23 protein-coding genes, 2 tRNA genes and 1 pseudogene are annotated in these 20572 nt (G+C 65.8%); 5 read left to right on the top strand and 21 right to left on the bottom strand.

The features are described 5' to 3' along the window. The 4 genes from ACQCSW_RS15730 to ACQCSW_RS15745 form a co-directional block, all read right to left on the bottom strand. A complete protein-coding gene (locus ACQCSW_RS15730; RefSeq protein ID WP_426987317.1) occupies window positions 1-1068 on the bottom strand; it encodes a UDP-N-acetylmuramate dehydrogenase in 1068 nt (355 codons plus the stop codon). Between the two features lie 23 nt (window positions 1069-1091). Continuing rightward, window positions 1092-2318: an MFS transporter gene (locus ACQCSW_RS15735; protein WP_426987319.1), complete on the bottom strand. Its 1227-nt coding sequence runs from the start codon at window positions 2316-2318 to the stop codon at window positions 1092-1094. 74 nt (window positions 2319-2392) lie between these two features. Then, window positions 2393-2830 (bottom strand): MaoC family dehydratase, encoded by a 438-nt coding sequence (locus ACQCSW_RS15740; protein ID WP_426987321.1) that lies wholly within the window; start codon window positions 2828-2830, stop codon window positions 2393-2395. A gap of 2 nt (window positions 2831-2832) precedes the next feature. Further along, window positions 2833-3300, bottom strand: a complete 468-nt coding sequence (locus tag ACQCSW_RS15745; RefSeq protein WP_426987323.1) for an FAS1-like dehydratase domain-containing protein — start codon at window positions 3298-3300, stop codon at window positions 2833-2835. A gap of 147 nt (window positions 3301-3447) precedes the next feature. Here ACQCSW_RS15745 and ACQCSW_RS15750 point away from each other — a divergent pair, with 147 nt between their 5' ends. Next, a complete protein-coding gene (locus tag ACQCSW_RS15750) occupies window positions 3448-3825 on the top strand; it encodes an ArsR/SmtB family transcription factor (RefSeq protein ID WP_426990714.1) in 378 nt (125 codons plus the stop codon). Next, on the top strand, window positions 3822-5483 hold the full coding sequence (locus ACQCSW_RS15755; RefSeq protein WP_426987325.1) for a SulP family inorganic anion transporter: 1662 nt from the start codon (window positions 3822-3824) through the stop codon (window positions 5481-5483). Before ACQCSW_RS15750 ends, ACQCSW_RS15755 begins: the two co-directional genes overlap by 4 nt. On the opposite strand, the gene ACQCSW_RS15760 is transcribed toward ACQCSW_RS15755, so the two are convergent. From ACQCSW_RS15760 to ACQCSW_RS15805, 10 genes are all read right to left on the bottom strand, one after another. Next, on the bottom strand, window positions 5473-5697 hold the full coding sequence (locus ACQCSW_RS15760; protein WP_426987327.1) for a DUF3188 domain-containing protein: 225 nt from the start codon (window positions 5695-5697) through the stop codon (window positions 5473-5475). The genes ACQCSW_RS15755 and ACQCSW_RS15760 overlap by 11 nt on opposite strands. A 22-nt stretch (window positions 5698-5719) precedes the next feature. Then, on the bottom strand, window positions 5720-6676 hold the full coding sequence (locus ACQCSW_RS15765) for a DUF2797 domain-containing protein (RefSeq protein WP_426987329.1): 957 nt from the start codon (window positions 6674-6676) through the stop codon (window positions 5720-5722). 33 nt (window positions 6677-6709) lie between these two features. Continuing rightward, window positions 6710-7573, bottom strand: a complete 864-nt coding sequence (locus ACQCSW_RS15770; RefSeq protein WP_111906681.1) for an HpcH/HpaI aldolase/citrate lyase family protein — start codon at window positions 7571-7573, stop codon at window positions 6710-6712. 147 nt (window positions 7574-7720) lie between these two features. Beyond that, window positions 7721-8143, bottom strand: coding sequence for a low molecular weight phosphatase family protein (locus tag ACQCSW_RS15775; protein ID WP_426987331.1), 423 nt, complete (start codon window positions 8141-8143; stop codon window positions 7721-7723). Further along, window positions 8140-8448: a hypothetical protein gene (locus ACQCSW_RS15780; protein WP_426987333.1), complete on the bottom strand. Its 309-nt coding sequence runs from the start codon at window positions 8446-8448 to the stop codon at window positions 8140-8142. Before ACQCSW_RS15780 ends, ACQCSW_RS15775 begins: the two co-directional genes overlap by 4 nt. A gap of 37 nt (window positions 8449-8485) precedes the next feature. After that, on the bottom strand, window positions 8486-8668 hold the full coding sequence (locus tag ACQCSW_RS15785) for a three-helix bundle dimerization domain-containing protein (RefSeq protein ID WP_426987335.1): 183 nt from the start codon (window positions 8666-8668) through the stop codon (window positions 8486-8488). Between the two features lie 55 nt (window positions 8669-8723). After that, entirely contained in the window at window positions 8724-10103 is a 1380-nt protein-coding gene (locus tag ACQCSW_RS15790) for an FAD-dependent oxidoreductase (RefSeq protein ID WP_426987337.1), read from the bottom strand. A gap of 145 nt (window positions 10104-10248) precedes the next feature. After that, window positions 10249-11238: a thioredoxin-disulfide reductase gene (trxB, locus tag ACQCSW_RS15795; RefSeq protein WP_426987339.1), complete on the bottom strand. Its 990-nt coding sequence runs from the start codon at window positions 11236-11238 to the stop codon at window positions 10249-10251. Between the two features lie 39 nt (window positions 11239-11277). Next, window positions 11278-11700: an arsenate reductase ArsC gene (locus tag ACQCSW_RS15800; protein WP_426987341.1), complete on the bottom strand. Its 423-nt coding sequence runs from the start codon at window positions 11698-11700 to the stop codon at window positions 11278-11280. A 175-nt stretch (window positions 11701-11875) separates the two neighbouring features. Further along, window positions 11876-12550 carry an ArsR family transcriptional regulator gene (locus ACQCSW_RS15805; protein WP_426987343.1) on the bottom strand — a complete coding sequence of 225 codons (675 nt, stop codon included), beginning with the start codon at window positions 12548-12550 and terminating at the stop codon, window positions 11876-11878. Between the two features lie 45 nt (window positions 12551-12595). Here ACQCSW_RS15805 and ACQCSW_RS15810 point away from each other — a divergent pair, with 45 nt between their 5' ends. Together ACQCSW_RS15810 and ACQCSW_RS15815 are read left to right on the top strand one after the other, a co-directional pair. Further along, window positions 12596-13336, top strand: a complete 741-nt coding sequence (locus tag ACQCSW_RS15810; protein WP_426987345.1) for an aquaporin — start codon at window positions 12596-12598, stop codon at window positions 13334-13336. Window positions 13337-13411: 75 nt separating this feature from the next. Then, window positions 13412-13762: a metalloregulator ArsR/SmtB family transcription factor gene (locus ACQCSW_RS15815; RefSeq protein WP_354250497.1), complete on the top strand. Its 351-nt coding sequence runs from the start codon at window positions 13412-13414 to the stop codon at window positions 13760-13762. 5 nt (window positions 13763-13767) lie between these two features. Here ACQCSW_RS15815 and ACQCSW_RS15820 read toward each other — a convergent pair whose 3' ends face one another. The 3 genes and pseudogenes from ACQCSW_RS15820 to ACQCSW_RS15830 form a co-directional block, all read right to left on the bottom strand. Beyond that, complete coding sequence (locus ACQCSW_RS15820; protein ID WP_426987348.1) at window positions 13768-14736, bottom strand: aldo/keto reductase; 969 nt, start codon at window positions 14734-14736, stop codon at window positions 13768-13770. A gap of 84 nt (window positions 14737-14820) precedes the next feature. Continuing rightward, complete coding sequence (locus ACQCSW_RS15825; protein ID WP_426987350.1) at window positions 14821-16533, bottom strand: glycoside hydrolase family 13 protein; 1713 nt, start codon at window positions 16531-16533, stop codon at window positions 14821-14823. A 53-nt stretch (window positions 16534-16586) separates the two neighbouring features. Beyond that, a pseudogene (locus tag ACQCSW_RS15830) lies at window positions 16587-17042 on the bottom strand (carbohydrate ABC transporter permease); the annotation flags it as partial. Window positions 17043-17305: 263 nt separating this feature from the next. Here ACQCSW_RS15830 and ACQCSW_RS15835 point away from each other — a divergent pair. Continuing rightward, entirely contained in the window at window positions 17306-18508 is a 1203-nt protein-coding gene (locus ACQCSW_RS15835) for an ROK family transcriptional regulator (RefSeq protein ID WP_426987352.1), read from the top strand. A 50-nt stretch (window positions 18509-18558) separates the two neighbouring features. Here the strand turns inward: ACQCSW_RS15835 and ACQCSW_RS15840 are convergent, their stop codons facing one another. The 4 genes from ACQCSW_RS15840 to ACQCSW_RS15855 form a co-directional block, all read right to left on the bottom strand. Beyond that, complete coding sequence (locus tag ACQCSW_RS15840; RefSeq protein ID WP_426987354.1) at window positions 18559-19215, bottom strand: SDR family oxidoreductase; 657 nt, start codon at window positions 19213-19215, stop codon at window positions 18559-18561. A 15-nt stretch (window positions 19216-19230) separates the two neighbouring features. Beyond that, window positions 19231-19788, bottom strand: coding sequence for a dihydrofolate reductase family protein (locus ACQCSW_RS15845; RefSeq protein ID WP_426987356.1), 558 nt, complete (start codon window positions 19786-19788; stop codon window positions 19231-19233). A 381-nt stretch (window positions 19789-20169) separates the two neighbouring features. Beyond that, window positions 20170-20246 (bottom strand) — tRNA-Met (locus ACQCSW_RS15850). Between the two features lie 62 nt (window positions 20247-20308). Further along, window positions 20309-20380, bottom strand: a tRNA-Thr gene (locus ACQCSW_RS15855). Between the last annotated feature and the right edge of the window lie 192 nt (window positions 20381-20572).

The following is a 20572-nucleotide window of genomic DNA, read 5'->3' on the forward strand; positions in this document are numbered from 1 at the left end:
CTACAGCGCCAGGCCGATAAGCAGCGGTTCCGGGTGCAGCTCAATACCAAAGCGTTCGACGACGCCGGCGCGCACCTCGCGCGCGACAGCCAGCATGTCCTCGGCGCTGGCCGCACCGCGGTTGGTGATGGCGAGCGAGTGCTTGGTGGAAAGCGAGGCCCGGCCGCCGGATATGCTTCCTTCCTCAAGGCCGTAGCCTTTGCCGAACCCGGCCTGGTCGATCAGCCAGGCGGCTGAGAGCTTCACCAGGCCGTCCTCCCCTGCCGGATACTGCGGCGCAGAATCAGGCAGGCCCGCGGCCACGTCCGCCGGGACGATGGGGTTGGTGAAGAAGGATCCGGTGGAATAGGTGTCCCGGTCAGCAGGGTCCAGCACCATGCCCTTGGAGGCCCGCAGCCTCAGCACCTCACGGCGGACATCGTTCGAGTACGCCCGTTTGCCCGGTTCCACACCTAGGGAACGGGCGAGTTCGGCATACCGGATGGGGGCACTCATGCGGCCCAGCGGGAGCTGGAACTCCACGGTCAGCACCACGTAGCGGGGGGAGCCGTTGACTGTGGTCTGCTTGAGGATGGAATCCCGGTAGCCGAACTTCAGCTCTGAGTTGGTGAAGGTCTGCACGGCGTTCCGGGTCCGGTCCCAGGTGCGTACCGCGGCGATGGTCTGCGAAACGTCCGAGCCGTAGGCCCCGACGTTCTGGACGGGGGTGGCGCCGGTGGCACCGGGAATGCCGGCGAGGGCCTCAATGCCGGACCAGGCGTGCAGCACAGCATGCTCCACGAGGGCATCCCAGTTATGCCCGGCCTGGACCACCACCGCCACCCCGCCGCACGAGTCCGGGGCGTTAACGTCGAACCCTTCCGAAGCGATCCTGACCACGGTTCCGGGGAACCCGTCGTCGGAAATCAGGAGGTTGGAGCCGCCGCCGATGATGAGCACCTGCTCGCCCGCAGCGTCAGCGGAACGGACGGCATCGATGATCTCCGCTTCGGTCCTGGCCTCGATGTATTTGCCAGCGGGGCCTCCGACGGCGGCCGTGGTCAGGTGGGAGAGCAGTATTTGGGTCACCTCTCCAGCTTAACTGGGGAAAGCTAGGGTATTTTCCGGGCAACGGGCGAGAGCAGGAAGCTCACCACCAGCATCACCATGACGGCAAGCAGGGAGTGCAGGATGCCCACGTGTTCTGCCAGCAGGCCCAGCAATGGCGGTCCGCACAGGAAGGCGCCGTAGCCGATGGTGGAGACCACCGAGACACGCGCGGCGGCCTTGGCGGGATCGTCGGCCGCAGCGGACATTCCCACTGGGAAACCCAGCGAGGCACCAAGTCCCCAGATGGCGAGGGCCACAAAGGCGAGCCAGGGAACGGGGGCAAACACAAACAGGCCGAGCCCGAAGACCGCCAGCGCGGCGCACCAGCGCATCACCGGGACGCGGCCGAAGCGGTCCAGGACCAGTGTGCCGGCGAAGCGGCCGATGGTCATGAAGGTGACAAACAGGCCGTAACCGGCTGCGCCTGCCGCGTCGGTCTGCCCGTGGCCATCGGCGAGGGCCAAAGCCACCCAGTCGCCGGCCGCCCCCTCCGCCAGCGCGAGTCCAAGGACCATCACCCCGATCAGCAGGGTACGCCGGTCCCGCCAGGCCTGGGCGATCTTTCGTTTGTTGTCCAGCGGAACCTCGGAGCCCTCGCCCTGCCCGGACCCCGGGGTGAGGATGGGCAGCGGCCCGGTGGAGGGATCCTCGAAGTGATCGGGGACATACTTCCGTTCCCCCTCGATGGGGGTCACATCCGCGCGGAACCAGGTTGCCGCCGTCGTCACGGAGACGGCCACCACGGCACCCGCCGCCGCGAGGTGCCAGAAGACCGGAAGCGAAAAACTCGCAGCCCAGGCTCCCAGCCCGGCGCCGGCCACCGTGCCCAGGCTGAAGGCTCCGTGAAGCCGGGGCATGATGTGCCTGCCCACTGCGCGCTCCACCGCGGCACCCTCGACGTTGGACGCAGTGTTCCAGCTGGCCGTGCCCAGACCGATGATAGCCAGGCCGATTGCCACTGCCACCGGGGTGGCCAGCACAGACGTGCCGAAGCCGGCTATGGCGAGGCCACAGCCCACCATGATGCTGCCGGTCCTGATGGTCCGCTTGGAGCCCAGCCGGAGGACGATCAGACCTGATGCGGACACCGAGATAAAGGAGCCCAGCGTCATGCAGAGCAGGAGCAGACCGATGTTGCCGGGGGTCAGGTCCAGGCCGTCGCGAATAGCCGGCAGCCGCGAAACCCAGGATGCGAACGCCAACCCGCTGGCCCCGTAGGCAACCACCACGGCGTTGCGCCAGCTTCTGACCTCGGCTGCCGCGCTGACAGCCGGGGAGCCAGCAGTCAGCGGCTTGCCTCTGTTCAGGCCAGCCTGACGACGGCCTGGGCCTTCATCAGTACTTTCTGGCCCGCCGAGACCACGGTGAGGTCCACGCGGGCGGTGCCGGAATCGGCGTCGAGCTTGCCAATGGCGCCGCTGACCTCGATGGTGGCCCCGGGTTCCGGCGTGCCGGTGGTGTCTGCCACCAGGACGGGCTTGGTGAAGCGGGTCTGGAAATCGACGACGGCGGCGGGGTCGCCTGCCCAGTCGGTCACCAGCTGCACCGCAGCGCCCATGGTGAACATGCCGTGGGCGATGACGCCGGGCAGTGCAACACCGGTGGCGAAGGCTTCGTTCCAGTGGATGGGGTTGAAGTCGCCGGACGCGCCGGCGTACTTGACCAGGTCGGTGCGGGTGACCTCGATGGTCCGGCTGCCGATGTCCTGGCCGGCGCTGAGTTCGTGGATGCTGGGGCTCATGGTTACTGTCCCTCTCCGCGGACGAGGATGGATGACGTGGTGGTGGCGACTGCCTCGCGCGACTTGTTGCCGCCGTCGGTCAGGGCAAAGATTTCCTGGCGGGTGGTGATCATGGCCCCGCCGCCCATGGCGCGGACGCCGTCAACGTGCAGTTCGGCAACGAGGCGGTCGCCGGCAACGATGGGGCGGTGGTGGATGAATCGCTGGTCGGCGTGGACCACGCGGGAGAAGTCGATGCCGGCATCCGGATCCTCGATCAGCTGGGCATCGGCGCGCTGGGCGATGATGATGGCGAACGTAGGTGGTGCCACCAGGTCTTTGTGCCCCAGAGCCTTGGCGGCCTCGACGTCGAAATGGGCTGGGTGCGTGGCCTTGACCGCGCGGGCGAACTCGCGGATCTTCTCGCGGCCGACGTCGTAAACCTCTGCGGCAGGGTAGCTGCGGCCCTGCAGGTCCGGATTGATAGTCATGGGTTCAAGCCTAGCGTCACGCGTCCGGGCGCCCGCGCCGAAGACATGAGGCTGTACAGGATTACCAAATGCGGTATGATGAAAACATCAATTCATCAATTCACGGCCGGTCCTCCGATCCGCGGTGACGAGAAAGCACAGGCAGCGATGATCTCGGCAGCGCAAACCCCCTTGTACGAGATCAAGGCGAACCTGTTCAAGGCCCTCGCCCACCCGGCGCGGATCCGCGTGCTTGAACTGCTGTCCGCGGCGCCGGATAACTCGGCGACCGTCGGCTACCTGCTGTCCGAGACGGGCCTCGAGGCATCCCACCTTTCCCAGCATCTCGCCACTCTGCGCCGGCACGGGGTGGTGACCTCGGTCCGTTCCGCAAACACCGTGACCTACCGGCTGGCCCATCCGAAGATCGCCGAATTGCTGACCATCGCCCGGATCTTCCTCCTCGACAGCCTGGCCGACTCCAACGAACAGCTCAAACTCGCGCAGGGACTGCCTAGCGAGCATCTGAAAAGTTCAAATTCATGAGGGCCGCCCTGGCGCATCTCAGCCGGTTCCTGCCGTCCCGCCGCGACTATGACGGGCTGAGCTCGTCCTGGAAAACGGATCTGCTGGCCGGCATCACCGTGGGGATTGTGGCCCTGCCGCTTGCCCTGGCATTCGGAGTGAGTTCGGGCGTCGGCGCCGAAGCCGGACTCATCACCGCCGTCGTGGCCGGCCTGGTGGCTGCGGTCATGGGCGGCTCGCACGTCCAGGTCTCCGGCCCCACCGGCGCGATGGTCGTGGTGCTGGCCCCGGTCGTCGCTACGCACGGCGTCGGCAGCATCGCCTTGGTCTCCCTGGTCGCAGGGCTGCTAGTGGCCATCCTCGGCATCAGCGGGCTGGGCCGGGCGGTTGCCTTCATCCCGTGGCCGGTGGTGGAGGGCTTCACGCTCGGCATCGCCGCGATCATCTTCCTCCAGCAGGTCCCCATGGCCACCGGCACCGCGGGGATACCGGGCCACAACACCCTGCTGGCCGCCTTCGAGAGCGCCTCCCAGGCCACCTTGCCCGCGGTGCTTCAGACGCTCGGCGTCGTGGTGGGTGTGGCCGCCGTGATGCTCCTGCTGCCGAAGCTGAACAAAGCCCTGCCCGCGAGCCTGATCGCAGTGCTGCTGGCCACCGTGGCGGCCGAGCTGCTGCACGTGGACATTCCACGGATCGGCGCCCTGCCACATTCCCTGTCCGCACCGTCGATGCCGTCCCTTGATCCGGAAGCGCTGGGCGGGCTGCTGATGCCCGCGGTGTCAATCGCGATACTGGCCGCTATCGAGTCCCTGCTGTCCGCACGGGTGGCAGCCGGCATGGTTGGCCCTGACGGGAGGCCCTCCGGGACCTACAGCCCGGACAGGGAGCTCATGGGGCAGGGACTCGCCTCCGTTGCGGCGGGGTTCTTCGGCGGCATGCCGGCCACGGGTGCCATCGCCCGGACCGCGGTCAACGTACGCTCCGGCGCCAAGACCCGGCTCTCCGCGATTGTTCACGCGCTCGTGCTGCTGGCCATCATCTACCTGGCGGCCGGTCTGGTAGGGAAGATCCCGCTGGCGGTCCTGGCCGGGATCCTGATGGTCACGGCAACCCGTATGGTTTCACGGCACACGGTCACCGCCATCATGCGCTCCACCCGCGCCGACGCCTTCGTGTTCATCCTGACGGCCCTTATTACCGTGGCCTTCGACCTGATCGTGGCCATCGAGATCGGGCTTGTCGCCGCGGCCCTCTTTACGCTGCGGAAGTTCGCCACGCTCAGCAGCGTAAAGCGTGAGGAAATTCCGGGGCCGCCCGAGGCCGGGGACGAGCACATCGCGCTCTTCAGGCTGGACGGGGCCATGTTCTTCGGCGCCGCGGAACGCGTCCTGCAGGAAATCAGCCAGGTCCGGGACATCCAGGTGGCAATAATCAGGCTGTCACAGGTGCGGATGCTCGACGCCACCGGAGCCCACATGCTGGTGGAGGTCATCTCGGCGCTGGAGCTGCGCGGCGTGACAGTCCTGCTGAAGGGCGTCCAGCCCCAACACCTCGAACTCGTCACCAACGTCGGCGTCATCCGCTCGCTGCGGCATCACAAGCACCTGTTCACGTCCCTGCCCGAGGCTGTGGAGCACGCCCGCAGCCACGTACTCCGGAACGCTGCCGCTAACGCTTGAGGTTCTTCCGAATAGTCTGGCCCCGCACCACAATCCCGGCGATGTGCAGGACCAGGCCCAGGCCGATGACCGCAAGGGACGCCATGGCGAGGTCACGGTTGTTGGTGGTGTTGCCCACCAGGTTCAGGATGATCCCGACGCCGATGAGGCCCATGGCGCCGAATACCAGGACTTTATACGAGGTGGGCGCTGACTCCCAGAATTCTTTGAGCACTGTGACAGTCTACCGAGCACGTTCAGAACAGCGATTCCTGCACGGCCGGCACTTCCGAGGCGAAGTCCCCCAGGACGATGGTACGGGCAGTCAGACGGCCAAGGTTCACCACAAACGCCGCGTCCGTTCCGGCCAGGCTGGCGAGGGCGTTGGTCCCGCTCAGAGCGGTGATTCCGAAGCCGTGCTTTCCCTGTTCCAACGGATGGGGGTAGGCGTGGCGCGCCGTTGGGGCACAGAGCCCCGCCGCCTGCGCCGGCCGCACCCACCCTTCGTCCACAATGCTGAAACCTTCTGTGCTGAAACCTTCGACGGCGGCCTGGCCCAGCAGTGTGCGGACCGCTGCCGCGTGGGCGCTGTTGATGCCGTCCAGTGCAGCCGTTGGCAACGGCCCCGCGAGGGCTTCGGCCTTGGCGGCGGAGCGGACCTGCTGCGCCAGCCCGGACTCCCTGGTCACCATGTCCTCGAGGAGCCGCACCACCCGGCCGTCCTCCGCCCTGGCAACATACCGCGCCACCACCGCTCCCTGCTCCGCGAGCCGGTTCCATTTCCTCAGGTGGGACGCCGTGCCCACCTTGCTGGCGCCCCCGGCGAAGGTGGCCACGTAGAGCCAGTGATCCTGCAGAAGGTACGTGCGCAGCCCGTCCGGAACACGACCGCCCCGGTGGAAATCGTGGATAAGGCGGGAATCGTCCACCACAAAGCAGCGTTCGCACTGCTTGCCCTTCACTGCGGGGGCGCTTGTGGGGCACAGGATGTGGTCTCGGCTGCTGGCTGAGTGGACCTTGTGGTGCCCCAGGCAGAACCTGCCGTGATCGGCCACCGCGAACCCGAGCCTGGCGCCCGCCTCGAGGCTGACGTCGCGGAGACCCCCGGGCGGTGACTGAAGGCGCAGAACCGGGCTGCCGCCGTCGTGCCCTACCGACTGCGCCGGGACGCCGTCCCAAAAGACCCCGTGAACCAGATAGCGAGTATCGGTCACGGGGTCTCCTGTGCTTTGGATAAACGGGTGGCGCTACAGCGCCGGCTGCACGCCGAACGCTACCGCGAGCTTCATGATCTTTTCGGCGCGGCCCAGGCGGGGCAGGTCCGAGCCGTCGCGGATGACGCGGCCGTTGGCTTCGAAGTCGGACATAAAGTCCGTGGCCCAGGCGACGTCCGACGGGGTGGGGCTGATGACTTCGTTGATGACGTTCGTCTGATCGATGGCCAGGCACAGCTTGCCGGTCATGCCCATCATCACGGTGATGCCGGTCTGCTCGCGCAGGATGGGGTGGTTGGTGCCGACGGTGGGGCCGTCGATGGGGCCCGGCAGGTTGCCGACGCGGCTGGCAACCACCAGTTTCGCGCGCGGGTAGGCCATGGCCTCCGGGGTGGCCGCCATGCCGGTGTCGCGGCGGAAGTCGCCGGAGCCGAAGGCAAGGCGGAAGGCGCCCTGGGCCTTGGCGATGTGGTTGGCTTCCTCGATGCCGAGCGCCGACTCCACGAGCGGGATGACGGGCGTCTTGCCGTCCATCCGATGGAAGCTTTCGGTCACCTGGTCGGCTGATTCGGTCTTGGCGAGCATCACGCCGAGCAGGCCCGGGGTACCGCGCAGCCCGGCAAGGTCATCGGCCCAGAACGGGCTGGTGGCATCATTGATGCGGACCCAGGCCTGGCCGCCGCCGCTGAGCCAATCAATCACATGTCCGCGCGCCTCGTCCTTTTGCGACGGGTCCACGGCGTCCTCGATGTCCAGGATGATCGAGTCAGCGCGCGAAACAGCCGACTGGTCAAACAGGTCGGTTTTCATGGCGTTGACCAGAAGCCACGAACGGGCGATTTCTGCTGGGATGTTGCGTTTGGGGCGTAAGGTCTCGGTGGCGGTGGGTGACGTCATGCTACTACCGTATCTGTCCGGGCACCGCCAGCGCTAAGCGATGGTGCCGGACGTGCTGAACAATACAGATACGACCGGGCTACGCTCCCCACCCGCTCCCTGACCTCGCAAGCTCGGCCAGGGAACCCGGCGGGCGTGGGCCCACGCTCAGTTGCCTGTGAGTTCCGCATAGAGCTTTCGGACGCGGGTGTTGATGTCGTCGCGGACGAGGCGCATGCGTTCCGTGCCTTCGATGCCCCGGGTGGAAGGTTCGTCGGATTCCCAGGTTTCGAAGCGGGTGCCTTCGCGGGGTTCGAGTTTGGCTTCGGTGCCCAGAACGATGACGACGTCGACGGCGTCGAGCACCTCGTCAGTGACAGGCTTAGGGTGCTCGCCCGTGATGTTGATGCCGAGTTCGTTCAGGGATTCCACGGCCTGGTCGTTCAGGGAGCTGCCCGGCTTGGTGCCTGCCGAGTAAACGGTGACGTCGTCCCCGGCGAGGTCCCGCATGAGACCGGCCGCCAGTTGGGACTTGCCGCCGTTCTTGCTGCAAACGAACAGGATGCGGGGAGTCTTGATGCTTTCGGTCATGCGTTGGTGTCTTCTTTCTGTTGTGCGGCCAGGAGGGAGCCGACAAGGGATTTGATGCGTTCATGGATTTCGTCGCGGATGACCCGGACGGTCTCCAGGGATTCTCCGGCGGGGTCGGTGAGGTCCCAGTCTTCGTAGCGTTTCCCGGGGTAGATCGGGCAGGAGTCACCGCAGCCCATGGTGATGACGACATCGGATGCGCGAACGACGTCGTCCGTGAGCGGCTTCGGATAGACGTTGGCCAGGTCCAAGCCCATTTCGGACATCGCAGTCACAACGGTCGGATCCAGTTCAGATGCCGGCATGGACCCGGCCGAGCCGACCCGGATCCTGCCTTTGGCTTCAACGCAGGTAGGCGCTGATCTTCGCTGTCCTGGCCAAGGCCGTGTAGGCACCGAAGACGTAGCGTTCGACGGTTGCGGTGGCGAATATCCCGGTGAAACGGTCGGCGAGGCGGTTGCTGATCCGGTGCAGGATTTCAGTGTTGCCCTGCAGCCCCAGCGTCGTTTCTCGGTGTTCGGTCATGGCAGTACTCCCTTGAGCGCGTCCGGAACGGCGGTGATCGTTGTGGTGGTTGTGGTCATTGTTCGCCGGAGCGGCCGTGAGCCAGCCCGCTGGGGAATCCAACGAGGACCGGTTCCGGCACGGCGCAGCAGCCCGTTTCCGCCGAGCCCGCTGCTGTGGAGGCTGCCGGGTCCTCGCAGCTGGTGCCGCCGTCGGCGGAGCAGACTCCAGTTTCGGGGAGTTCGAGGTGGACGGTGTCCGCGGCTTCGCGGTCGCCGGCAAGGGCTGCTGCGACGGAGCGGACCTGTTCGTAGCCGGTGGCCAGCAGGAAGGTCGGAGCGCGGCCGTATGACTTCATGCCGACGATGTAGAAGTCCTTCTCCGGGTGGGCCAGCAGCCTGGCGCCGTGCGGCTGGACCGTGCCGCAGGAGTGGAATTCGGGGTCGATCAGCGGGCCGAGCTCGACAGGTGCTTCGACGGCGGCGTCCAGGTTCAGGCGCAACTCGCGCAGGATGTCCAGGTCGGGCCGGAACCCGGTGCAGGCAACGATGACGTCGGCGTCCAGGGTCCGTCCGTCGACGGCTTCGATGCTCACGTGGGTGTCCAGGGTCTTCAGCGAGGAGATGCCGAAGCCTGTGTGCAGGTCGATGGTCCCTGCCTCAACGAGTCGGCGGAGCCGGGAGCCGAGCTGGCCCCGGGCGGGCAGTCCGTCGGCGTCCCCGCCGCCGTAGACCTTCTCCGCCGAGGGCCCGCGGACGGCCCACAGGATGGTGGTTCCGGGTTCTTCCTTGCTGAGGTCCGCGAGGTTGATCAGGGTATTCGCGGCCGAGTGCCCGGCTCCGACGACCAGGACGCGGCGGCCCGCGAAGGACGCCCGGTCCCGTCCGGTGACGTCCGGCAGGGGCGATGAGATCCGGTCCGCGGCCGCGCTTTCGCCGCTGGCGGGCAGGCCGGAAGTGCCGAGCGGGTTCCGGGTGGACCAGGTGCCGGACGCGTCAATGACCGCCGCGACCGTGTGGTCGCGGACCTCGCCGCCGGCGTGTTCGACCCGGACGATAAAGGGTGTGTTCTCGCGGTCGCGGGTGTGGGTCTTGTCCATGCCGGCGCGGGTCACGGCGATGACCCTGGCGCCGGTCTGCAGCTGCGAGCTGATGGCCGGGAGTGCAGCCAGTAGGGCCAGGTAGTTGTCGACGAGTTCCCCGCCGTAGGGCAGTGCCGTGGGCCGGGGCGAGTCCCAGCCGGAGGCTTCGAGTAGGCGGACGGCGGCGGCGTCGAGGTTGAACCGCCAGGGTGAGAACAGCCGGATGTGGCGCCACGCTTCGATGGCGGATCCCGCGGTCGGGCCGGCTTCGAAGATCAGAGGCTTGAGGCCGCGTTCGAGCAGGTGGGCCGCGGTGGCGAGTCCGACGGGGCCGGCGCCGATGATGGCGACGGGAAGCTTCTTCACTGAATCCATGCTGTCCTCTGTTTCATCCGTTGGTGTGGCCGGTTCGGTGAGGGGCGCGGTGGCTAGCAGCAGTCCAGATCCTCCTCGTCGCAGCAGCCCGTATCGGTGCAGCATTCGGTGTCCATCCAGCTCACCCCCTCTCCCTTCCCTGTGATCAGGCGTGTGTTGGCTCTTCGACCAGCGCCGTGGCGATGCTGTCAGCATCGTCCAGGGCGGCGAGGTAGCGTTCAGCGTCGAGGGCTGCGGCGCATCCGGTGCCGGCGGCCGTGATCGCCTGGCGGTAGCGGTGGTCCACCGAGTCGCCGCACGCGAAAACGCCGGTGAGGTTGGTGACGGTGGTGGGCGAGTCGACTTTGATGTAGCCCTCGTCGTCCAGATCGACCTGCCCGGCCACGAGTTCCGTGCGCGGCAGGTGACCGATGGCCACGAAGATCCCGGTGGCGGCCTGTTCTCGTGTTTCGCCCGTGCGGGTGTCGGTGAGGGTGACGCCGGCGACTTTGGAATCGCCGTGGATGGCGGTGATGGCTGAGTTCCAGGCGAAGCTGATTTTCGGGTTGTCCTTGGCCCGCTGGGCCATGATGCGGGAGGCGCGCAGCTCGCCCTTGCGGACGACGACGGTCACGGATTTTCCGAAGCGGGTCAGGAAGGTTGCTTCCTCCATGGCGGAGTCGCCGCCGCCGACCACAATGATGTCCTGCTCGCGGAAGAAGAAGCCGTCGCAGGTGGCGCACCAGGACACTCCGTGTCCGCTGAGTTTCTTCTCTTCGGGCAGGCCCAGTTCCTTGTAGACGGAGCCGGTGGCGAGGATGACGGCAGGAGCCTCGTAAGCGTCGCCGGCTCCGGTCACCACGCGCTTGAGGTGACCGGTCAGCGTGACTTCAGTGACGTCGTCGAACTTCACCTGTGCGCCAAATTTTTCGGCCTGCTCCTGCAGCCCGTCCATGAGCTCGGGTCCTTGGACACCGCCCGGGAAGCCCGGGAAGTTCTCCACTTCGGTGGTGTTCATCAAGGCCCCGCCTGCCGTGACCGATCCGGCCAGGACCAGCGGGCTGAGCCCCGCGCGGGCGGCGTAGATGGCGGCCGTGTAACCGGCAGGGCCGGACCCAATGATGATCAACTGTTCGGTGCTGGCGTCGGTGCTCACGAAGGACTCTCCTGATGCTTGAAAATGCGTGGGGGCGGGTTACTTGGTGGCCGGGATCAGGGACTCGATGAGTCCTTGGATGCGCGTTTTGATCTCGTCACGGATGGGGCGGACCGCGTCCACGCCCTGCCCGGCAGGGTCCTCCAGGACCCAGTCCTCGTAACGTTTGCCGGGGAAGTACGGACATTCGTCGCCGCAGCCCATGGTGATGACGACGTCGGACTCCTTGACGGCCTCGGTGGTGAGGACCTTGGGGATCTCTGCAGACATGTCGATGCCCAGTTCCGCCATGGCCTCGACGGCGGCTGGGTTGACCTTGTCTGCGGGCTGGGAGCCTGCGGAACGGACCTCAACGCCGCCCTTGGACAGCGTGGTGAGGAAAGCGGCTGCCATCTGGGAACGGCCGGCGTTGTGGACGCAGACGAACAGGACGGAGGGCTTCTTGGCGGTTTCTGTGCTCACGGGTTTCTCCTGGAATCAGTTGGGTGTGGAACGGTGTGGTTGAGGCCTTCATGCCCGCACCGCCTGACTGACTGACTGGATATTGATGCTTGTCGATCTATGCAGTATCGAACAATACATTGATGATTGTCAATATTCTCATCAGTCGGGGTTTAGTCGGGGTTAACTAGTCGGGCTAAGCGGCGTGCAGGCGGGGCGACAGGTCGTCGATGCGGTGCGAAATATCAGTAAAGGCGTCCTCGAAGGCTTCGTCAGTGTTCAGTCGCAGTGGATCCGGAACAGACCAGTGAATACTCCGAAGGCCGGCGAGTTCCTCATGGGCGTTGTCGCACACGGTCACGACAAAGTCTTCAGCGTGCGCCACCTGGTCCAGCCGGCGCGGGGAGAGGTCTCCGAGTTCGACGCCGTGGCGGCGGGCGACATCGATAGCCCCCTGGGCCATGCGGTCCGCGGGGTGGGTTCCTGCCGAGGTCGAAGGGATGTTGCTGATCTGCATCCAGAGTGCGGCGGCGAGTTGGGACCGTGCACTGTTCCGCGTGCAGACGAAGAGGACGCGGCGGGCTCCGTGTTCAGCCCCCGGCGCCAGCCCTTCGAGCGCCCCCGCAGCGAGCCGGACGTAGCTGCGCCGCCTGTCTGCCTCTGAACGATGCCGGGTCGCCAGACCCGCCCCTTCCAGGGTCCGCAGATGGTGGGACAGCAGGTTCGACGGCATCCCGAGCTCGGCCTGCAGTTCCATGGGGGAAAGGTCGCCCAATGTCAGCAGGTCCACAATGCGCAGCCGCGCAGGATCTGCGAGGGCGGCATGCTTTGCGACCCGCGCCTGAAAAGCTTCAGCTGACTCAGTAATCATTGGTTCAATTTTGACTGAGTTAATTTCTTGAGTCAAGCTGTTGGCATGACTTCCAACCAGCCGCCGTTGTGGCGCCGCGCCGTCGCCGAACTGATCGGCACCAGCTTTCTCGTAACCATCGTCGTCGGTTCCGGGATCGCCGCGCAGCAGCTCTCCCCCGACGATGTTGGCCTGCAACTGCTCCAGAACAGTACCGCCACAGTGCTCGGCCTGACGGTGCTGATCCTCATGTTCGGACCCGTCAGCGGCGCGCACTTCAATCCTGTGGTCTCGCTCGTGGACTGGGTCCTGGGCCGGCGCAGCGGAACCGGGCTGACCCTGCGGGAGCTTGGCACCTATGTGATAGCGCAGACGGTCGGGGCGATCGGCGGCAGCGTCGTCGCGAACGCCATGTTTGAGGTGGGAACCTCCATCTCGGTCAAAGACCGCGCCACCACGGGGCACCTGCTGGGCGAAATCGTCGCCACCGCAGGACTCGTCCTGCTGATCTTCGCCCTCGCCGCCACCAACCGCGGCGCGCTCGCCGCGCCGGCCGTGGGTGCCTACATCGGAGCCGCGTGCTGGTTCACGTCATCGGCTTCGTTCGCGAACCCGGCAGTGACCGTCGGCCGCATTTTCAGTGACACGTTCGCCGGCATCGCACCTGCTTCCGTTCCCGGCTTCGTCCTGGCGCAGCTGATCGGAGCGGCGGTAGGCGTGGGGCTACTCGCCATCCTCTTCCCCTCCGCCGCTCGAACCGCGGACGACGTCGTTCTTCCGCACGCCCTGGCGAGGACCAGCTCATAAGCGTCGCCGGACTGACGGGCCGGGAACGCGGAGCCCATACATTGATGCTGGTCAATATTCAGGCATAATGGGTACATGAACGCGCTCCCCACCCTTGAGCCGAGTACGGAAGAAGCCTGCTGTACACCGGCAGGGCAACCCGCCCTGGGCGCGGATGAGGCCAAGCAGAAGTCCCTGGTCTTCAAAGCCCTGGCCGACCCGAACCGGCTGCGGCTGCTGTCCATGGTTAAGGCCGAGTCCTCCGGTGAATCCTGCGTATGCGACCTGACAGAGTCACTGGACCTAGGCCAGCCCACGGTCTCCCACCACCTGAAAATCCTGGTGGACTCAGGTCTGTTGCACCGCGAAAAGCGCGGAACCTGGGCCTATTACTCCCTGGTTCCAGGAGCACTTGACGACGTGGCCGGGCTTCTCACAACCCTCTGATCGCCTCAGGGGATATTGCTGCCCCGCGCAGTAATCCACAGCCCGTACCACTGGGCCCGCGTCAGGGCTTCTGCCACCCGTGCGGCGTCCGCGCAGGCAGCGATCCTTGCGGGATTCACGGTCCCGATCACCGGCGCGATCCCCGCGGGGTGCTTCATAAGCCAGCCCAGGAGTACCGCCTCCCCCGTGGTGTTGTGCTCCCGTGCCAGCTCCCCCACCAGCACTGCAGTGGCAGCTTCCGCCGCCGTCGGATCATCCGGACCCGCACCGGTGTACAGCCCGCGGGCCAGCGCACCATAGGCCTGGAGGGTGACGCCGTTGCTGCTGCAGTATTCCAGGGTCCCGTGCGGGAAGCTGTAATCTACCGACTCAGGATGGTTCACCAGAACCTGGCTCTCCAGCCAGGCCCGCTTCAGCAGGCTCATCTCCAGCTGGTTGGCTACCACGGGCACCTCCAGCCGGTCCTGCAACGCCTCGATCTGCGCGCCGGACATGTTGGAAACACCGATCTTCCGCACCTTGCCGTCGGCCAGCAGTTGCCCGACGGCGGCCGCCACCTCCGCAACGTCCGTCAGCGGATCGGGGCGGTGCAGCAGGAGCACGTCCACGAAGTCCGTCTGTAGCCTCTTCAGGCTGCCGTCGACCCGCTCCAGGATGGATTCCCGGCTGAGGTCATAGTGCGTGGCCAGCCCGCGTTCGCTGAGCCGGATCCCGCACTTGGTCTGCAGCCTGATCCGGTCACGCAGCCCGGGCGTTGCCGCGAGCACCTCGCCGAACACCGTTTCGGACTTGCCGCTGCGGTAGATATCGGCGTGGTCGAACAACGTGATTCCGGCAGCCAGCGCCGCCTCGACGGCGGCAGCGGCCTCGTTCACATGGTCGCTGCCATGTGGCACGTCGGACCAGCTGCCGCCCAGGCCCATGCATCCATAGATGAGTTCCTGCGCGGACGAAGGAACGTTGGGTTCAGTCATTGCTTCACTCTTTCATGAGTCGCGGCAGACACAGGTGGCGGGGCCCGGCCGGGCCCCGCCACCTGTGCTTGATATTGAGTTAGGTCAGCGCAGCCAGACCGTGCTGTTGGCGGCCAGTCTGCCGTCCTCCAGCGGGGAGCTGCTGACCAGTACGGTCCCTGCCGGCAGCTCGACGGCGGTGTCCCCGAAGTTGGTGACGGACTGCCAGCCGCCGGGGCGGCGGAAGTGCAGGACGTCGGGGATACTGGTCTCCACCCATTCCAGCTCCTCCCCGGCCTGCAGTTCCCGGCGCAGCTTCAGGGCTGAGCGGTACAGCTCCAGGGTGGAGTTTTTGGTGCCGTCCTGTGCTTCGACCGCGTACTTGCTGAACCAGTCCGGCTGCGGCAGGTGTGCGCCGCCGTTGCCGAAACCGAATGAGGTTCCCTCAACATTCCACGGCAGGGGCACGCGACAGCCGTCGCGGCCCACCTCAACACCCTTGTTCCGGAAGAACGCGGGGTCCTGGCGTTCGGAGTCCGGAATCTCCGCCACTTCCTGCAGGCCCAGCTCCTCGCCCTGGTAAAGGTAGGCCGAACCGGGCACAGCGAGCATGAGCAGGGTTGCGGCGCGGGCACGGTGCTCGCCAAGCTCTCCGTCGAGCTCCTCCTTGGGGCCACCGGCCAGCAGCCAGCCCTTGCCGTCCTGGCCCTTGGCGTGCTTCTTGCCCTTGGACGCCTTGGGCAGGCCGTAGCGCGTGGCATGCCGGACGACGTCGTGGTTGGAGAAAACCCAGGTGGAGGACGCACCGGTCGCAGCCGCCTCGGCGAGGTTGCGGGTGATGATTTCGCGGAAATCCTCGGCATCGAAGTCGGCCTGCAGCAGGTCGAAGTTGAAGGCCTGGCCCAAGCCCTCAGGGCTGGCGTAGCGGGCGCGGCGGGTGGCGTGCACCCATGCCTCGGCGACGGCGGTGCGCGGCGGGTTGTATTCGTTGAAGACTTCGCGCCATTCAAGGTAAATGTCGTGGACGTCGTCCCGGTCCCAGAAGGGATGCGAACCGTCGTCGAAACCGTCGGTGCCGGTGTTGGCCGCGCTCAGCTCCAGCTTGGAGAGAAGCGGCTCGGTGAGGTTCTTGGTGAGGGCGTGTGCCACGTCCACGCGGAAGCCGTCCACGCCGCGGTCGGACCAGAAACGCAGGGTCTTGAGGAAGTCATCGCGGACCTCCCGGCTGGCCCAGTTCAGGTCCGGCTGCTCCTTCGCGAAGATGTGCATGTACCACTGGCCGGGTGTTCCGTCAGGTTCGGTGATGCGCTCCCAGGCAGGGCCGCCGAAGACGGAATCCCAGTCCGACGGCGGGAATTCGCCGTTGGGTCCCTTGCCGTCACGGAAGATGTAGCGGCCGCGGGCGGCGGATCCCTTCGGCGAGGCGAGGGCTTCCTTGAACCATTCGTGCCGGTTCGAGGAGTGGTTGGGGACGATGTCGGCGATCAGCTTGATGCCGGCGGCGTGCAGTGCCGCGGCCATCTCGTCGAAGTCTGCCAGGGTGCCGAGCTTGGGGTCCACATCGCGGTAGTCGTCCACATCGTAGCCGCCGTCGGCCAGGGCCGACGGATAGAACGGGCTGAGCCATACGGCGTCGATCCCCAATGCTTTCAGGTACGGGACCTTAGCGGTGATGCCCTTGATGTCACCCAGTCCGTCGCCGTTGGAATCGGAGAAACTGCGCGGATAGATCTGGTACACCGCGGCCTGGCGCCACCAGTTGGGATCGCTCAAACGGTCAGAGTCGGACAGGGTTGCCAGAGTGGCGGTGGTGGGCAAAGGATGATCCTTTTCTCTTTGTTGGATTGTTGTTGCTGGGTGGATTGATCTGGCTATTTAACGGCCCCGCGCATGACTCCGGACAGTACCCAACGTTGGGCCAGGATGTAAACCACCAGGGTGGGTGCCATGGCCATCAGGTAGGACGCGAACGCGAGGCTGTAGTTCGTGTTGAATTCGCCCTGGAACAGCATTTGGACCACGGGGAGGGTCTGCAGCGCCGGGTCCGCGATCATCATCTGCGGCAACAGGAAGTCGTTCCACGAGCCCAGGAAAGCGAAGATGCCCACGGTGGCGTTCATGGGGGCCAGCAGCGGGAAGATGATCTTGCGGAACACCTGCCACGTGGTGGCGCCGTCCATCCGGGCCGATTCCTCCAGCTCCACAGGTATGGAGCGGACGAACGCGATGTACAGCAGCGCGTTGAACGAGATTCCGCCCAGCACGTGCAGGAAGACGACGCCGGCCGGGTTGTCCAGGCCGAGCAAAGCCGTCTGCTTGATCAGCGGCGGCCGGCCGCCCGGAACAGCGAGCGCCTATTGGGCAGTGTTGCGGGCACAGCGGCGTTCACAGGACGGGGAGGGGACTGCGGTGAGGGCGGGCAGTGCTTCGGGATGCGGTTCACGGTTACTCCTTTGCAAAGGCTGAGTGAAGGACGGGAGAAGGCCGGCGGTCGGTGGCCATCCGGTCCGCACGGCAATGCATCGTTTATTTGGAATCTAAATTTAGTTACTCAAGTATTATGTGGTGTAGAACACAGGGGGTCAACACCATGTCCGAAATTTCCGTCGCAACGCCCCAGCTACTCAGGCGCGTGAGTGCCGGAGCCGTCCTGGATTTTATGCGCGCGTCGCAGGCCGTAACGGTCACCGACGTGATGGAAGCCACCGGACTGACACGGGCCACGGCTATATCAGTGTGCGAGGACCTCATGCACCGAGGCTGGATCCGGGAGCTGGAAAACCAGCGGGCATTCGGCGGCTACCAGAAAGGCAGGCCGGCACGGCGGTTCGAGCTCAACGAACGCGCAGGCTACGTTTTGGGCATGGACGTAGGTGTCTCCAAGGCCACCGTCGTGGTGTCCGACCTTCGCGGAAAGGCACTCGGCAGGTCCAGCCAACCCTTCGCGGAAGCGGACATCCCGGCAGAGGAACGTATCGCCGTGATTGACCGCACCGCCATGATGGCCCTCCACAGCGTGGGAGCCTCCCCCGATTCCGTTCTGGCGGTCTGCGCCGGCATTGCGGCGCCGGTGGACCGCAACGGCGTTGTGCTGGTGACGCAGCACTTCTGGGGACTGTTCGACGTCGGCCTGAAGTCTGCACTACGGGACCGGCGGGGCTGGACGGTTCTTCTGGAAAATGATGCCAACCTGGCCGCCCTGGGCGACCGCTGGCGGGGCGCCGCTGCCGGCGTGGACGACGTCGTGGTCATCCTCGCGAGTGAGCGCCTCGGTTCGGGCGTGATCGACGGCGGACGGCTGTTGCACGGCCGCGGCGGAGGCGCCGGCGAGCTCGCCTTCCTCGACATGTTGGAGGGAGTGGGAGATACGTACGGTATCGCCGCACTGGCCAGGAGATGGGCCGCAGAGGCGCTCGCGGGCATGAACAAGACGTCGCTCCGGGACTACGCCGCCAGTGGCGCCGAAGCTGAGCACGTCTTCGCAGCCGCCGCGGACGGCGATGCTGTGGCGCTGGAGATCCTTGAACGGCTGGCCGACAGGATGGCCCGGGTTATCGGGGCCGTGGCTACCATGATCAACCCCGAACTCGTAGTCATCGGCGGGGCCGTAGCAAACTCCGCCGGCGTGCTGCTCGAGCCGATCGCCAGGCACCTGACGGAGTACACCGTCACTCCCCCGCGGGTGGCGGTCTCACCGTTGGGGGATTCAATCGTGACCGTGGGAGCCGTGCGGTGCGCCCTCGACTACGTGGAAAGGAACACCCTGGACCTGGAGCTCGCGGTTCCGGACTAAGCTGCGTGCTCCGACGCCGTGTTATTCCAGCGTCGCGGCCGGCCCCTCGGCTACGGCTGCGGCTCCAGGGCGGCGGCAATCGGGAGTGTGCCGTCACGGAATTCGATGGTCCTCCCCGCCGTTTCGGGAAGGTCAAGCACCGCGGCGGCCACACTGGCCGTGTTGCTGCGGGAGGTTGCCCGGCTGCCGTCCGTTCCGGGGTCCACTTCGATGAGCCCTGTCCCCGGCTGGTCCGTCAGCGTCCCCGGACCCAGGATGGTCCAGGCCAGTGCGGTGCCGCGCAGGTACTCATCCGCCGCCGCCTTGGCGTCCGCGTAGGCAAAGAAGCTGTTCTCGGCCGGGACGCCGTGGTCCGGCCCCGCGCCCAGGTAGGACACCATCACATATCGCCCGACGCCGGCCTCCGCCGCCGCGTCCATCGACCGGATGGCCGCGTCACGGTCCACCGCATAAGTGCGTTCCGGGCTTCCTCCCCCGGCCCCGGCGGACCAGACCACGGCGTCATGGCCCCTGAGGGCGTCGGCGATTGCCGCCGTCGTCGAATTTTCAACGTCCAGGACCGACGGCGTAGCACCGGTAGCCGCGATGTCAGCGGCATGGTCCGGGTTGCGGATGATCGACGTGACACTGTGACCTTCGGTTGTAAGAAGCGTGGACAGGTGGAGGGCCACTTTGCCGTGGCCGCCAATGATAACGATGCTGGTCATGCCCCATTCTGCTCCTTATCTCCGTGTGCGATAGCGGAGGTAGGCCACGCCGTTTCCAAAGGTGTGCTCTTCGAGGAGTTCCAGCCGCATGCCCAGCCCGTCCGGCAGGAAGCGCAGGCCTCCTCCCACGGCCACCGGATTGAGGAACACGCGGCATTCCTCCACCAGCCCGGCCCGGAGCGCGGCAGCGGCCAGCGTGGGGCCACTGATGCTGATGTGCGCGTCCGTGGCGTTCTTGAGGTCCCGGACGGCGTCGGGAACAAAGGTCCGCTCGATCCTGGTCTTGGCCGTGGATACAGCGTTGAGAGTGGTGGAGTAGACAACTTTGTCTGCCTCTTGCCAGATCCGCGCGAAGTCCCGGATGTAGTCCGGCTGATCGGGCGTATCGAAGGTTTCCCACGCAGACATGACCTGGTACATGCGGCGGCCGAAAAGGTAGGTGCCCACATCGCGTTCGAGATCATTGACGAACGTATGGACTTCCGCGTCCGGCTCGCTCCAGCTGAAGTTGCCGTTGCGGTCCGCGACGTATCCGTCCAGTGACGCGATTGCTGAGTAGATGAGCTGGCCCATGCGGCCCATTGTGCCCCTGGGCCGGGCCGGATGGGTAGGCTGTAGCGGCCGCGCGGTGCCTGCCCTGCGGTGAGGGGTGAGGTTTCAGTGCTTCGGGCGACCGTTAGTTGTGCGGCTTCTTCGGATCCCAGTTCGACATAGAAAGAAACGAGCAACGTATGGCACAACGTGTAAAGAAAACGCCATTTTCTTTAAACGTTCCAAGGACATGCAAAGAACTATGCATGGCTTTTCCACAGGCTCGAGCGTGGTACAGGCCTCCCCAATGGGGGTCACAGCACGACGAAAAACGATCAACCTAGACTCAATTAGTTGGGTTTCCGTTGGAGCGGGGCTTAAACAAAAGCAGGTCAGAGGCAATGTGCCTCTGACCTGCGGTTTTGGTAGCGGTGGGGAGGCTCGATCTCCCGACCTCACGATTATGAGTCGTACGCTCTAACCAACTGAGCTACACCGCCACGAATGAGAAAAACCTGCGCCAAGCCGGTCAAAAACCGCCTTGACACAGGCCCTCATCCAGAGCCCCCCACCGGAATCGATCCGGTGACCTCGTTCTTACCAAGAACGCGCTCTACCACTGAGCTAGGGGGGCAACGAGTAAATACTCTACCGGAAGATTTGGCCACCAACAAATCGGCTCCAGAACGACGCCCGCGGCGCCAAAAGTGCCGGAAATCCGGGCTTCCCGGGCCCTCCGGACGGCCCATGACCCGGCCCGGGGACGGATCTCTGAAGGGATGTGACCAAGCGAACTTAAGCAGCAACCTTAAAGCAGAACGGGCCG

The organism is Pseudarthrobacter sp. Y6 (genome assembly GCF_050156205.1).
GTDB lineage: Bacteria > Actinomycetota > Actinomycetes > Actinomycetales > Micrococcaceae > Arthrobacter.

Excerpts from the sequence above, each read along its gene's own strand:
- ACQCSW_RS15835 (WP_426987352.1), top strand. The coding sequence starts at position 17,306 with ATGTCCGAAATTTCCGTCGCAACGCCCCAGCTACTCAGGCGCGTGAGT.
- ACQCSW_RS15815 (WP_354250497.1), top strand. The coding sequence starts at position 13,412 with ATGAACGCGCTCCCCACCCTTGAGCCGAGTACGGAAGAAGCCTGCTGT.
- ACQCSW_RS15805 (WP_426987343.1), bottom strand. The coding sequence starts at position 12,550 with ATGATTACTGAGTCAGCTGAAGCTTTTCAGGCGCGGGTCGCAAAGCAT.
- ACQCSW_RS15790 (WP_426987337.1), bottom strand. The coding sequence starts at position 10,103 with ATGGATTCAGTGAAGAAGCTTCCCGTCGCCATCATCGGCGCCGGCCCC.
- ACQCSW_RS15770 (WP_111906681.1), bottom strand. The coding sequence starts at position 7,573 with ATGACGTCACCCACCGCCACCGAGACCTTACGCCCCAAACGCAACATC.
- ACQCSW_RS15780 (WP_426987333.1), bottom strand. The coding sequence starts at position 8,448 with ATGCCGGCATCTGAACTGGATCCGACCGTTGTGACTGCGATGTCCGAA.
- ACQCSW_RS15840 (WP_426987354.1), bottom strand. The coding sequence starts at position 19,215 with ATGACCAGCATCGTTATCATTGGCGGCCACGGCAAAGTGGCCCTCCAC.
- ACQCSW_RS15810 (WP_426987345.1), top strand. The coding sequence starts at position 12,596 with ATGACTTCCAACCAGCCGCCGTTGTGGCGCCGCGCCGTCGCCGAACTG.
- ACQCSW_RS15745 (WP_426987323.1), bottom strand. The coding sequence starts at position 3,300 with ATGACTATCAATCCGGACCTGCAGGGCCGCAGCTACCCTGCCGCAGAG.
- ACQCSW_RS15845 (WP_426987356.1), bottom strand. The coding sequence starts at position 19,788 with ATGGGCCAGCTCATCTACTCAGCAATCGCGTCACTGGACGGATACGTC.
- ACQCSW_RS15755 (WP_426987325.1), top strand. The coding sequence starts at position 3,822 with ATGAGGGCCGCCCTGGCGCATCTCAGCCGGTTCCTGCCGTCCCGCCGC.
- ACQCSW_RS15785 (WP_426987335.1), bottom strand. The coding sequence starts at position 8,668 with ATGACCGAACACCGAGAAACGACGCTGGGGCTGCAGGGCAACACTGAA.
- ACQCSW_RS15750 (WP_426990714.1), top strand. The coding sequence starts at position 3,448 with ATGATCTCGGCAGCGCAAACCCCCTTGTACGAGATCAAGGCGAACCTG.
- ACQCSW_RS15740 (WP_426987321.1), bottom strand. The coding sequence starts at position 2,830 with ATGAGCCCCAGCATCCACGAACTCAGCGCCGGCCAGGACATCGGCAGC.
- ACQCSW_RS15775 (WP_426987331.1), bottom strand. The coding sequence starts at position 8,143 with ATGACCGAAAGCATCAAGACTCCCCGCATCCTGTTCGTTTGCAGCAAG.
- ACQCSW_RS15820 (WP_426987348.1), bottom strand. The coding sequence starts at position 14,736 with ATGACTGAACCCAACGTTCCTTCGTCCGCGCAGGAACTCATCTATGGA.